13 protein-coding genes and 1 pseudogene are annotated in these 11869 nt (G+C 51.7%); 9 read left to right on the top strand and 5 right to left on the bottom strand.

Going from position 1 to position 11869, the window contains the following annotated elements; genetic code table 11:
• The first annotated feature begins 76 nt into the window (after window positions 1-76).
• Genes yihX through fabY form a run of 4 tightly spaced genes read left to right on the top strand, consistent with a single transcriptional unit; the run spans window position 77 to window position 2962 of the window.
• On the top strand, window positions 77-676 hold the full coding sequence (gene yihX, locus A7Z29_RS20370) for a glucose-1-phosphatase (RefSeq protein WP_010348287.1): 600 nt from the start codon (window positions 77-79) through the stop codon (window positions 674-676).
• A complete protein-coding gene (locus tag A7Z29_RS20365; protein WP_000920722.1) occupies window positions 670-1542 on the top strand; it encodes a virulence factor BrkB family protein in 873 nt (290 codons plus the stop codon). The genes yihX and A7Z29_RS20365 overlap by 7 nt, the downstream gene beginning before the upstream one ends.
• Entirely contained in the window at window positions 1539-1976 is a 438-nt protein-coding gene (gene dtd, locus A7Z29_RS20360) for a D-aminoacyl-tRNA deacylase (RefSeq protein WP_000560983.1), read from the top strand. The genes A7Z29_RS20365 and dtd overlap by 4 nt, the downstream gene beginning before the upstream one ends.
• Before the next feature lie 44 nt (window positions 1977-2020).
• Complete coding sequence (fabY, locus tag A7Z29_RS20355; RefSeq protein WP_001297068.1) at window positions 2021-2962, top strand: fatty acid biosynthesis protein FabY; 942 nt, start codon at window positions 2021-2023, stop codon at window positions 2960-2962.
• Window positions 2963-3024: 62 nt separating this feature from the next.
• Here the strand turns inward: fabY and A7Z29_RS20350 are convergent.
• Window positions 3025-3387: pseudogene (locus tag A7Z29_RS20350) on the bottom strand (alpha/beta hydrolase fold domain-containing protein); the annotation flags it as partial.
• A 32-nt stretch (window positions 3388-3419) separates the two neighbouring features.
• Between A7Z29_RS20350 and A7Z29_RS20345 the strand changes: the two are divergent.
• The 4 genes from A7Z29_RS20345 (at window position 3420) to A7Z29_RS20325 (ending at window position 4949) form a co-directional block, all read left to right on the top strand.
• On the top strand, window positions 3420-3674 hold the full coding sequence (locus A7Z29_RS20345; protein WP_000192902.1) for a helix-turn-helix domain-containing protein: 255 nt from the start codon (window positions 3420-3422) through the stop codon (window positions 3672-3674).
• A gap of 84 nt (window positions 3675-3758) precedes the next feature.
• Window positions 3759-3971: a hypothetical protein gene (locus tag A7Z29_RS20340; RefSeq protein WP_085461411.1), complete on the top strand. Its 213-nt coding sequence runs from the start codon at window positions 3759-3761 to the stop codon at window positions 3969-3971.
• Between the two features lie 61 nt (window positions 3972-4032).
• Window positions 4033-4311 (top strand): hypothetical protein, encoded by a 279-nt coding sequence (locus A7Z29_RS20335; protein ID WP_105290737.1) that lies wholly within the window; start codon window positions 4033-4035, stop codon window positions 4309-4311.
• A gap of 419 nt (window positions 4312-4730) precedes the next feature.
• Window positions 4731-4949 (top strand): ribbon-helix-helix domain-containing protein, encoded by a 219-nt coding sequence (locus A7Z29_RS20325; RefSeq protein ID WP_001251287.1) that lies wholly within the window; start codon window positions 4731-4733, stop codon window positions 4947-4949.
• Window positions 4950-5164: 215 nt separating this feature from the next.
• Here the strand turns inward: A7Z29_RS20325 and fdhE are convergent, their stop codons facing one another.
• From fdhE to fdnG, 4 genes are read right to left on the bottom strand one after another with little or no spacing between them, the layout of a single operon-like run.
• Complete coding sequence (gene fdhE / locus A7Z29_RS20320; RefSeq protein WP_000027708.1) at window positions 5165-6094, bottom strand: formate dehydrogenase accessory protein FdhE; 930 nt, start codon at window positions 6092-6094, stop codon at window positions 5165-5167.
• Window positions 6091-6726, bottom strand: coding sequence for a formate dehydrogenase cytochrome b556 subunit (gene fdoI / locus A7Z29_RS20315; protein ID WP_000829031.1), 636 nt, complete (start codon window positions 6724-6726; stop codon window positions 6091-6093). The genes fdhE and fdoI overlap by 4 nt, the downstream gene beginning before the upstream one ends.
• Window positions 6723-7625 carry a formate dehydrogenase O subunit beta gene (fdoH, locus tag A7Z29_RS20310; protein ID WP_000331377.1) on the bottom strand — a complete coding sequence of 301 codons (903 nt, stop codon included), beginning with the start codon at window positions 7623-7625 and terminating at the stop codon, window positions 6723-6725. The genes fdoI and fdoH overlap by 4 nt, the downstream gene beginning before the upstream one ends.
• A 12-nt stretch (window positions 7626-7637) precedes the next feature.
• On the bottom strand, window positions 7638-10688 hold the full coding sequence (gene fdnG, locus A7Z29_RS20305) for a formate dehydrogenase-N subunit alpha (protein WP_011310337.1): 3051 nt from the start codon (window positions 10686-10688) through the stop codon (window positions 7638-7640).
• A 193-nt stretch (window positions 10689-10881) separates the two neighbouring features.
• Between fdnG and fdhD the strand changes: the two genes are divergently transcribed.
• Window positions 10882-11718 carry a formate dehydrogenase accessory sulfurtransferase FdhD gene (gene fdhD, locus A7Z29_RS20290; RefSeq protein WP_000753605.1) on the top strand — a complete coding sequence of 279 codons (837 nt, stop codon included), beginning with the start codon at window positions 10882-10884 and terminating at the stop codon, window positions 11716-11718.
• The last annotated feature ends 151 nt before the right edge of the window (window positions 11719-11869 follow it).

Genomic DNA, 11869 nt, shown 5'->3' with positions numbered 1-11869 from the left:
TTACCCTTATTGCCACATAGCCAAACCCATCCTTTCCCGCTACAGTTAATTTCCTGTGGCGAGAAAGGAGGCAAAAATGCTCTATATCTTTGATTTAGGTAATGTGATTGTCGATATCGACTTTAACCGTGTGCTGGGAGCCTGGAGCGATTTAACGCGCATTCCGCTGGCTACGCTTAAGAAGAGTTTTCATATGGGGGAGGCGTTTCATCAGCATGAGCGCGGGCAAATTAGCGATGAAGAATTCGCTGAAGCTATGTGCCATGAGATGGCCTTACCGCTAAGTTACGAACAGTTCTCCCACGGCTGGCAGGCGGTGTTTGTCGCGCTGCGCCCTGAAGTGATCGACATCATGCATAAACTGCGTGAACAGGGGCATCGCGTGGTGGTGCTTTCCAATACTAACCGCCTGCATACCACTTTCTGGCCGGAGGAATACCCGGAAATCCGCAACGCTGCCGACCATATCTATCTGTCGCAAGATTTGGGTATGCGCAAACCGGAAGCGCGGATCTACCAGCATGTTTTACAGGCAGAAGGTTTTTCACCCAGCGATACCGTCTTTTTCGATGACAACGCCGATAATATAGAAGGGGCTAATCAGCTAGGCATTACCAGCATTCAGGTGAAAGATAAAACCACCATCCCGGACTATTTCGCGAAGGTGTTATGCTAAAAACCATCCATGAAAAAGCCAGGCATCGTACCCGTCCGCTATGGGCCTGGCTGAAACTACTCTGGCAACGCATTAATGAGGACAACATGACAACCCTGGCAGGTAACCTTGCCTATGTGTCGTTGCTCTCATTAGTGCCGCTGGTTGCCGTTGTTTTTGCGCTTTTCGCCGCTTTTCCCATGTTTTCCGACGTCAGCATTCAGTTGCGTCATTTTATTTTCGCCAACTTTCTACCTGCCACTGGCGATGTTATCCAGCAATATATCGAACAGTTTGTTGCCAATTCCAACAAGATGACCGCCGTCGGGGCATGTGGGCTGATCGTCACGGCATTATTGTTGATGTATTCCATCGATAGTGCACTCAACGCCATCTGGCGCAGTAAACGGGTGCGTCCCAAAATTTACTCGTTTGCTGTGTATTGGATGATTTTGACGCTGGGGCCGCTGCTGGCGGGAGCCAGTCTGGCGATTAGCTCCTATCTGCTCTCCCTGCGCTGGGCGAGCGAGCTCAATACCGTTATCGATAATGTGCTGCGTATTTTTCCGCTGCTGTTGTCGTGGATCTCCTTCTGGCTGCTGTACAGCGTTGTTCCCACCATTCGCGTACCTAACCGCGACGCGATTGTCGGCGCGTTTGTCGCCGCGCTCCTGTTCGAAGCAGGGAAGAAAGGTTTCGCGCTTTATATCACCATGTTCCCGTCATATCAGCTCATTTACGGCGTACTGGCAGTGATCCCCATTCTCTTTGTCTGGGTCTACTGGACATGGTGTATCGTCTTGCTTGGGGCGGAAATTACTGTCACTCTCGGGGAATACCGCAAACTAAAACAAGCTGCTGAACAAGAAGAAGACGACGAACCATGATTGCATTAATTCAACGCGTAACCCGTGCCAGCGTCACCGTGGAGGGAGAAGTGACGGGCGAAATTGGCGCGGGACTTTTGGTGTTATTGGGTGTCGAAAAGGATGACGACGAACAGAAAGCAAACCGTCTGTGCGAGCGTGTGCTCGGCTATCGCATCTTCAGCGATGCCGAAGGCAAGATGAATCTCAACGTGCAACAGGCGGGCGGTAGTGTGCTGGTAGTTTCCCAGTTTACCCTTGCCGCAGATACCGAACGAGGGATGCGCCCAAGTTTCTCCAAAGGCGCATCACCGGATCGCGCAGAGGCGTTATATGACTATTTCGTCGAACGCTGCCGTCAGCAAGAGATGAACACGCAAACAGGACGCTTCGCTGCGGATATGCAGGTATCGCTGGTCAATGATGGCCCCGTGACATTCTGGTTACAGGTATGAGCCAGCTTCCAGGGGTGTCACGGGAAACAAGAGAGAGTATCGCTATGTATCACCTTCGGGTTCCACAAACAGAAGAAGAATTAGAGCGTTACTATCAGTTTCGCTGGGAGATGTTGCGTAAACCCCTGCATCAACCGAAAGGTTCTGAACGCGACGCGTGGGATGCGATGGCGCATCACCAGATGGTCGTCGACGAGCAGGGTAATCTGGTGGCGGTAGGTCGGCTGTATATCAATGCCGATAACGAAGCCTCCATCCGTTTTATGGCCGTTCATCCCGACGTGCAGGACAAAGGGCTAGGGACGCTGATGGCGATGACCCTGGAGTCGGTAGCACGCCAGGAAGGCGTTAAGCGCGTGACCTGTAGCGCCCGCGAAGACGCGGTGGAGTTTTTTGCCAAGCTGGGGTTTGTGAATCAGGGGGAGATCACCACGCCCACCACCACGCCTATTCGCCATTTTTTGATGATTAAACCCGTCGCTACTCTGGATGACATTTTGCATCGCGGCGACTGGTGCGCCCAGCTCCAGCAGGCGTGGTATGAACACATCCCATTAAGTGAAAAAATGGGCGTGCGCATTCAGCAATATACCGGGCAAAAATTTATCACCACCATGCCGGAAACCGGCAATCAGAATCCGCATCATACGCTGTTTGCCGGGAGTTTATTCTCGCTGGCAACGCTCACCGGTTGGGGGCTTATCTGGCTGATGCTGCGCGAACGCCATCTCGGCGGAACGATTATTCTGGCTGACGCGCATATTCGTTACAGCAAGCCGATTAGCGGTAAACCTCATGCGGTAGCCGACCTCGGTGCGTTAAGTGGCGATCTCGACCGTCTGGCGCGCGGGCGCAAAGCGCGAGTGCAAATGCAGGTTGAAATCTTTGGCGACGAGACGCCTGGTGCGGTGTTTGAAGGGACGTATATCGTTCTTCCCGCTAAGCCATTTGGCCCTTATGAAGAGGGCGGGAACGAAGAAGAGTAGGACGTTTTACTTCACTGAAAAGGTTTTCAATCTGAAAACCTTTTCAGTGCCCAGGTCCGGAGTTACCTTCCCGCTCTCCAGGCAACATCCCGTAGTGCCGATCGCGCAGCCTCGCTAATACCCCCTAACTGAAAAAATCCGTGGATAACCCCGAGGTAGCGTTGGCAGGTACATTGCACGCCTTGCTCTGTCATCCTCTGATACAGCGCCTCGCCTTCATCACAAAGCGGGTCATATTCTGCGGTAATTATATGAACTGGCGGCAAGCCATTAAAATCATCGCGCCAAAGAGGGCTGGCGTCAGGATGCTTGCGATCAATATCTGGCAGATTCATCTCAAAGCCACTCAGTAGAGTATCGCGTGTGATGATGTAATCGTGACCATTGCGTATGTAGCTTTCGAAATGCGCAGTCGCATCAAGCAGGATAACGCACTTTTGAGCGGTTGACTCACAGCATGACCCAGATGAATGAAATTCTTGAAGGAACGCGACAGCCTTCACGGACTTTTGAAATTGATGCTATGAAAATCAAAGAAATACGCCACGCTTCAGGGTTGTCACAATCTAAATTTGCCGATCTTATTTCCGTAAGCGTAGACACGTTGCGTAACTGGGAGCAGGGGCGGCGTTCACCGACCGGGCCTGCAAAGGCTTTGCTGCGAGCGATTGCCAATGATCCGCAACATGTGCTGCAAGCACTTAACCGTTAGAGGCATGGTTATGCCATACAGAAAGCACCAGCATTCAGAGCTCCTATGAAAGCGGCATAGTGCCGCCTGTTCAGGAGTTTTGCTATGACCCGTAATCGTGCTGAACGTCGCTATCATATGGCGCGATTAAAAAAAATCCGCCGTCGTTATTGCACAGCAGGCGATGGAAGCTTAAAAGCATCAGGTGTTTGCTTTCGTACTCCCTGTCTTTGTTCTTGTTGGATGTGTGGGCATCGACGCTATCATAATGGTCCCCGCGTATCGGAAATTCGTGCAAAAGCACGCTATGCGAATTAAGGGAAAATGATGAACTATTTTAAGGAAGCACATTTTTAGAACTCTTAACAGGAGACTAAAAATGTCCACATTTAATACGCGTAAAGATAGGGATCGTAATGGTAAACCGAAACCGCATAAGCATTCAGGGATCCCGACACTTACAGGCAAATGGCGTCATCCTTCAATGGATTGTTGGGTAAACTACAGTACACCGGGCGACCATGAATGGAAGCGCCTTTATACTACGCTTCGTCGTCGCGCCGATGATCGACGCCAATGCTATAGAGTGATGCGGGGGGATGATCCGGACGGAATCGTTTGGTTCCCGGACTGTTATCCGCAAATTTACTACTACTAGCAATCAAAGACCAGTTGGTGGCAGCACTGACTGGTCAGTTATGGATGGTAGATTTCACCTTAAACGTGGTGCGGTAAAGATACTGACTTTTTTCGGGTACACCATCCTGATGGAGCAAATGAAGACCCAATCAAAAAAATATTCTTGAATATAAAATATTTATCGCATCCATAATTCATCCTTATTATTTGTTGTTTCTTTTCTGTAGATGTGCCCCCGCTTAATTAAAAGTAATAAACCATCCTGGGCTATAACTAAACCATTTTTGAGTAACAATTGAAATAACTGCAACTGTTACATTATCTTTGGAAACCGCCTCGTAAAAACAAAACAACATGCAAAGATCAGCTTTCGTTAATTAATTTTTCGGCGTAGTTTTCGCACATACATTAATGAGAAATATATGTAAGGTGGTGAAAATGGCGATGAATACGGTTTTTCTTCATTTATCAGAAGAGGCAATTAAACGGCTGAATAAGCTCAGGGGCTGGCGTAAGGTTTCGCGATCTGCAATTTTGCGCGAAGCGATAGAGCAATATCTGGAGCGTCAGCAATTCCCGGTGCGTAAAGCAAAGGGTGGCAGGCAAAGGGGTGAGACAGTAGGTGTTGATGATCAGTGTAAGGATCATAAGGAATGACAAAAATTTTTTTATTCTTGAATATAAAAAACCAGATGCCCTTATTCTGGTATTAATACGAGGCTGTTTTACTTGAACTTATAATAACTGCAACTGTTACATCGTATCTGGAAAACGCCTCGCGAAATACGAGAGATTTTGCGGGAATAGCAGGTGTCGTCACACCCTATGAGCTGTAATCCGGGCGACCAGCGCCACCCGGAAAACGTCAGAGATTACTCCCCTTCACCCGGAAACAGGAACGGGTTAATGGAACTACGGGCGTAGCCCTCTTGCTCCATTCGCGCGTCCAGTACCAGAGAGGCGAGGTCATCTGCCACGGCTTCAACTTTCGGCTCTTTTTCCTGATAAAGAATCTTCAGGTAAGTGCCGCAGTCATCGCAGCTTTCGGCTTTAATCGCGGCCTGTTCGTCATCCAGCGACCAGTAATGCAGTTTGCCGCTCTGCTCGCAGTTGCTGCATTTTACGCGCACTACGTGCCATTCGGTTTCACACAGGTTGCAGTGCAGGTAACGCAGACCCTGAGTGGTGCCAATTTGCACCATGCTGGACACCGGCATAGAACCACAAACCGGGCAATATTGACGTTGTTCGCCATATTCCGCACGCGCTTTGCCGGGGATCAGATTAGCCATCTGCGCCCAGTAGAGCGACAGTGCAGCCCAAATAAACGGCGCTTTATCGCTGCTGACGGACGAGAAATCAGAGGCAAACAGTGCGCTGGCCATATCTTCCAGCTCCTGTGTTGATGCCTTCTCCAGATTCTCAATCACGGCCAGCGCCGGACCGCTCATTTCTGGTTTCAGCTCAGCAATCAGCGCCATCAGTAGCTTTTGCCAGTGCTTATCGCGCGGCAGGACGTGAATATCCAGTGGTGGCTTACCCTGTGCGCTGGCTTCTTTAATGCGCGCGGTCAGATCCATCTCCAGCGGATGGTCGTACAGCACCACTTCCTGGGCGTGGGCGATAAGCGCAGCAAAGCGCAGGTAATCACCCAGCGGATTATTTTCTGCCAGCTCGCGCAGACGCTCGGCGCGGCGGTTGTATAAATTCTTGAGCCGAGGGAACAATAACGGCGGAATCATATCCGCCGTACGTTTCTCGCTCGAACCCAGCTCATCTTGCGGGATTATGCGAATACTCATTCAGCTTTCTTTTCCGTTGTCTTGCGGACTTCACGATACCAGCGTGGATGGTGTTTCTTCGCCCATGCGCTGGTAACCCATCCTTCCACCATGGCGGTAATCGTGCCTTTCACCCAAAGGGCGGCGTAGATATGCACCATGATAACCACAATTAACGCTACTGCGGCAAATGAATGCAGCATTAACGCGAATCGGATCACCGGGATTGAGAAAGCAGGCGCAAAATAAGGACGCCAGATAATCACACCGCTCACCAGCAGCAGAACCAGGAAAATAATCGCTGCCCAGAAAACGCATTTCTGACCGAAGTTATAACGCCCGGTGTCACCTACTTCCTCGTTGACGACGATCTTACGAATATTCTTCGCCCAAAAGATATCATCCCGATTGATTAGGTTGTGATGCCAGTAACGGAAAAACATGATGATGAACGAGGCAAACATAACCACGCCGACAAACGGGTGCAGAATTCGCGCCAGCTGCGGTGTGCCCATGATTTGCATCAACCAGTTGAAGGACGGGAACAAAAAGCCCAGCCCACTCACCGCCGCCAGGATGAAACAGAAGGCGGTTACCCAGTGGTTGATACGTTCCGGCGCGGTGTAGCGCACGATGGTGTCACGTCGTTTCATTTGCGCTCCTCGTCTTTCTCTTCGTGCAGATTGTTCTCTTCCTCATCCGCACGGTTCGGACCGACACCCACGTAGTGGAAGATACTGGCCGCGAAGGTAGCCGCAAAGCCAACAGCCGCGAGCGGTTTCCAGATGCCTTTCCAGAATTTCACGGTTTCGCTGATTTCCGGGTTCTCCGGCAAGCCATGATACAGGTTCGGCTTGTCAGCATGGTGCAGCACGTACATCACGTGTGTACCACCGACGCCAGCCGGATCGTACAGACCCGCATTGTCGTAACCACGGGTTTTCAGCTCCGCCACGCGCTCGCTCGCTAGCGTTTTCATCGACTCTTTCGTACCGAAGTGAATCGCGCCCGTCGGGCAGGTCTTCACACAGGCCGGTTCTTGCCCAACTACCACGCGGTCAACGCACAGCGTACATTTGTAGACGCGGTTGTCTTCCGGGTTAAGACGCGGAATATCGAACGGACAGCCCGCAATGCAATAACCGCAGCCAATGCACTGCTCGGACTGGAAGTCGACGATACCGTTGGCATACTGAATAATTGCCCCTTCCGCCGGGCACGCTTTCAGGCAGCCAGGGTCGGAACAGTGCATACAGCCGTCTTTGCGGATCAGCCATTCCAGTTTGTCGTTCTGCTCCACTTCCGAGAAGCGCATTACCGTCCACGATTTGGCGCTTAAATCATTGGGGTTGTCGTACACCCCAATGTTATTGCCGACGGTATCACGAATGTCGTTCCACTCTGAACACGCCACCTGACAGGCTTTACAGCCGATACAGGTGGTAACGTCGATGAGTTTCGCCACTTCTTCCTGGAAGTCCCGCGCCTGAGGCGCGGGGGTCAGACCGTTAGTCGCGGAACGACGAATGATATCTTGAGATTGATAAGCCATATGTCGTCTCCGTTACACCTTTTCCACATTCACAAGGAAGGACTTAAACTCCGGCGTCTGCGTGTTCGCATCACCAACGAATGGCGTTAACGTATTGGCAATAAAGCCTTTTTTAGCTACGCCTTCATAGCCCCAGTGAATCGGAATACCGATGGTATCGATATCTTTGCCGTTCGCTTTCAGCGTGCGAATACGTTTGGTCACCACCGCTTTGGCTTTGATATAGCCACGGTTGGAGGAGACTTTCACGGTATCGCCCTGGGCAATGCCAAGTTTATTCGCCAGCGACTCACCGATTTCCACAAACTGCTCTGGCTGCAAAATCGCGTTCAACAGCGCGTGTTTGGTCCAGTAGTGGAAGTGCTCGGTCAGACGATAGGTGGTTCCGACATACGGGAACTTATCGGCTTTACCCAATGCTTCGGCGTCGTCTTTAAAGATACGCGCAGCCGGGTTCGAGATAACGTTTGGATGCAGCGGGTTAGTCCCCAGCGGCGTTTCAAACGGCTCGTAGTGTTCCGGGAACGGACCTTCCGCCATCTTATCGAGGGCAAACAGACGCCCCATGCCTTCCTGCTGCATGATAAACGGCCCGACGCCACTGCCAGGAGGTGCTGCGCTGTAGTCCGGAATATCCCAGCCGGTCCACTTAGTGCCGTCCCATTTCAGCAACTGACGCTTCGGATCCCACGGGTTACCCTGCGGGTCTGCGGAGGCGCGGTTATACAGGATGCGGCGGTTAAGCGGCCATGCCCATGCCCAGCCCAGCGTGTTACCGAGGCCAGACGGATCGGCGTTATCACGGCGTGCCATCTGGTTGCCTTCCGGCGTCCAGCTACCGGCGAAAATCCAGCAGCCACAGGAGGTTGTACCGTCATCGCGCAGTTGGGCGAACGAGCTAAGTTGTTGGCCTTTCTTGACGATAACCGCACCGGTTGCCGGATCGGTAATATCGGCCAGCGCCTTACCGTTGCTCTCCATCGCTACTTCTTCCGACTTCGGCTCATGCGGAATGGCGTAGTTCCAGGTCATGTTCAGCACCTGGTCCGGGTTCGCGCCACCCTGTTCGGCATACATCTTGCGCAAGCGCAGGAAGATACCGGAGAGGATCTCGCCATCAGTCAGCGCAATCCCTGGGGCGTCCGCACCTTTCCAGTGCCACTGCAACCAGCGACCGGAGTTAACGATTGAACCGTTCTCTTCCGCGAAGCAGGTCGATGGCAGACGGAACACTTCGGTCTGGATCTTCGACGAGTCAACTTCGTTCAGCTCACCGTGGTTCTGCCAGAAGTTAGAGGTTTCAGTGTTCAGCGGGTCGATGGTGACGAGGAACTTCAGTTTTGACAGACAGCCGATCACTTTGTTTTTGTTCGGGAATGAGGCAACAGGGTTAAAGCCCTGGCAGATATAGCCATTGACCTTGCCCTCTTTCATCATCTCGAAGTATTGCAGGACGTCGTAGCCTTTATCCCACTTCGGCAACCAGTCAAAGCCCCAGCTATTTTCCGCCGTCGCTTTATCACCAAAGAAGGCCTTCATCATTGAGACGAAGAATTTCGGGTAGTTGCCCCAGTAGTTGACCTGGCCTTCCAGCAGCGGTTTCGGCGTGTTGGCGGTAAGGTAAGTTTGCAGATCGGTCTGCTTCTCGCTTGGCAGCGTCATGTAACCCGGCAGGCTTTGCGACAGCAGCCCCAGATCCGTCAGCCCCTGAATGTTGGAGTGACCGCGCAGGGCGTTAACGCCGCCGCCAGCCATCCCCATATTACCGAGCAGCAACTGGATCATCGCCATGGTACGAATGTTTTGCGCACCAACGGAGTGTTGCGTCCAGCCGAGCGCGTAAAGGAACGAGGCAGTTTTATCGTGAGCACTGGTTTCTGCGATGTATTCGCAGACTTTCAGGAACGCGTCTTTTGGCGTACCACAGATGTTTTCAACCACATCTGGCGTATAACGGGAAACGTGCTGTTTCAGCAAGTTCCACACGCAGCGCGGATGTTGCAACGTGGTATCGCGTTTGGCGAAGCCGTTTTCGTCCAGTTCGTAAGTCCAGGAAGATTTATCGTACTTACGTTTTTCCGCGTCGTAGCCGGTGAACAGGCCATCTTCAAAGCCGTAATCCTCACGCACGATCAGGCTGGCGTTGGTATAGGCTTCGGTGTATTCGCGGTTGAATTTTTCATTGTTCAGCAGGTACAGCAAAACGCCTGACAGGAAAGCAATGTCAGTACCGGAACGAATTGGGGCATAGTAGTCAGCCACCGCCGCCGTGCGCGTAAAGCGAGGATCAATCACAATTAGCTTCGCGCCGTTGTGAATTTTGGCTTCCATCGCCCAGCGGAATCCTACCGGGTGAGCTTCAGCGGCGTTACCGCCCATCACCACGACAAGGTTGGCGTTCTTGATGTCGACCCAGTGGTTGGTCATCGCACCACGACCAAATGTTGGAGCAAGACTTGCTACCGTTGGTCCGTGTCAGACACGCGCCTGGTTGTCGACCGCGAGCATACCCAGCGCGCGGGAGAATTTTTGTGTTAAATAGCCGGTTTCGTTGCTCGACGCGGAAGCACACAACATTCCGGTGGAGAGCCAGCGGTTAACGGTCACGCCTTCGGCGTTTTGCGCAATGTAGTTCGCATCGCGGTCTTCTTTCATCAGTTTGGCGATGCGATCAAACGCTTCTTCCCAACTGATTTGCTGCCATTTATCAGAACCAGGCGCACGATATTCCGGGAACTTCAGACGGCTTTCGGAGTGGATAAAATCCACCAGGCCAGCGCCTTTCGGACAAAGTGCACCACGGTTGACCGGGTGATCCGGATCGCCTTCGATATGGAAGATAGATGCTTTGGCGTTTTTTGCTCCGTCACCGAGGCTGTACATCAACAGCCCACAGCCTACGGAACAATAGGTGCAGGTATTACGGGTTTCGCGGGTGCGCAGCAGTTTATACTGCCGGGTTTCCGCGAGTGCTACGCTGGGTGCAAAACCCAGTGCCGCTGCCGTGGTGCCTGCCATACCGCCAGCGCAGATCTTAAAGAACTGCCTTCTGCTGACCTGCATGGATTGCTCCTTGTTTCGACATTGTCACGTCCCATTTACATTCGCTTGCTGCGTGTGCAGGGAGTGGGAGTTATTTTTCTTTGCGGAAGGGGCCGCAAAGGTCCAGAATTGGCTCAATTTCCCTCCATCCAGGAAGGGTTTGTAACAGAATACCATAATCTTGGTGTGTGTGTTCTTATCTGGTTAAGAGAAAGTGAAAAAAACACAGCAAAAAGAAATCAAAAATGTGACAAATATCACGGGAATGCGACAAATTGAGTTATGGCAGCGTGATGATTTACAACGTTCCCGGCTTGATGAAGTCGCGGAAGAAGTTCCCGTTGCGTTGGTCTACAACGGCATTTCGCACGTAGTGATGATGGCATCGCCCAAAGACCTTGAACTGTTTGCGCTCGGTTTTTCGCTTTCAGAAGGAATTATCGAAAGTCCGCGCGATATATTCGGCATGGATGTTGTTCCCTCGTGTAATGGTCTGGAAGTGCAAATTGAGCTTTCCAGCCGTCGCTTTATGGGGTTGAAAGAGCGTCGTCGGGCACTGGCGGGGCGCACGGGCTGTGGCGTATGTGGCGTGGAGCAACTTAACGACATCGGTAAGCCAGTGCAGCCGTTGCCGTTCACCCAAACGTTTGATCTCAACAAACTGGATGATGCATTACGCCATCTCAATGATTTCCAGCCAGTGGGGCAACTGACCGGCTGTACTCACGTCGCCGCCTGGATGTTGCCGTCTGGCGAACTGGCTGGCGGACATGAAGATGTGGGCCGCCATGTGGCGCTGGATAAACTGTTAGGTCGGCGGGCGCAAGAAGGTGAACGTTGGCAGCAGGGGGCGGTGTTGGTTTCCAGCCGTGCCAGCTATGAAATGGTGCAAAAATCAGCGATGTGCGGGGTAGAAATTCTGTTTGCGGTGTCTGCCGCGACAACGCTTGCCGTAGAAGTCGCCGAGCGATGTAACCTGACGCTGGTAGGTTTTTGTAAGCCGGGACGGGCGACGATTTATACTCATCCGCAACGATTGATTCATAATTAAAGAAGTACCGCAATTCTGATTCTGGATTGCGGTTTTATTTTTTTATTAAATAATGCTGAATATGTTATTCAGCATTTAAATAATAATTTCACCACAAGAAATTATCTCGTTAACTTCGGTTTATATCGATATACTCCAGTCGCATTAATCC

Source organism: Escherichia sp. MOD1-EC6842, assembly GCF_002965705.1.
In the GTDB taxonomy this organism is placed as follows: domain Bacteria; phylum Pseudomonadota; class Gammaproteobacteria; order Enterobacterales; family Enterobacteriaceae; genus Escherichia; species Escherichia ruysiae.
Note: the sequence above shows the minus strand (reverse complement) of the source record. Positions and strands in the feature narration are given on the sequence as shown.

Excerpts from the sequence above, each read along its gene's own strand:
- yihX (WP_010348287.1), top strand. The coding sequence starts at position 77 with ATGCTCTATATCTTTGATTTAGGTAATGTGATTGTCGATATCGACTTT.
- A7Z29_RS20325 (WP_001251287.1), top strand. The coding sequence starts at position 4,731 with ATGGCGATGAATACGGTTTTTCTTCATTTATCAGAAGAGGCAATTAAA.
- fdoI (WP_000829031.1), bottom strand. The coding sequence starts at position 6,726 with ATGAAACGACGTGACACCATCGTGCGCTACACCGCGCCGGAACGTATC.
- A7Z29_RS20340 (WP_085461411.1), top strand. The coding sequence starts at position 3,759 with ATGACCCGTAATCGTGCTGAACGTCGCTATCATATGGCGCGATTAAAA.
- A7Z29_RS20345 (WP_000192902.1), top strand. The coding sequence starts at position 3,420 with ATGACCCAGATGAATGAAATTCTTGAAGGAACGCGACAGCCTTCACGG.
- A7Z29_RS20365 (WP_000920722.1), top strand. The coding sequence starts at position 670 with ATGCTAAAAACCATCCATGAAAAAGCCAGGCATCGTACCCGTCCGCTA.
- fabY (WP_001297068.1), top strand. The coding sequence starts at position 2,021 with ATGTATCACCTTCGGGTTCCACAAACAGAAGAAGAATTAGAGCGTTAC.
- dtd (WP_000560983.1), top strand. The coding sequence starts at position 1,539 with ATGATTGCATTAATTCAACGCGTAACCCGTGCCAGCGTCACCGTGGAG.
- fdhE (WP_000027708.1), bottom strand. The coding sequence starts at position 6,094 with ATGAGTATTCGCATAATCCCGCAAGATGAGCTGGGTTCGAGCGAGAAA.
- A7Z29_RS20335 (WP_105290737.1), top strand. The coding sequence starts at position 4,033 with ATGTCCACATTTAATACGCGTAAAGATAGGGATCGTAATGGTAAACCG.
- fdoH (WP_000331377.1), bottom strand. The coding sequence starts at position 7,625 with ATGGCTTATCAATCTCAAGATATCATTCGTCGTTCCGCGACTAACGGT.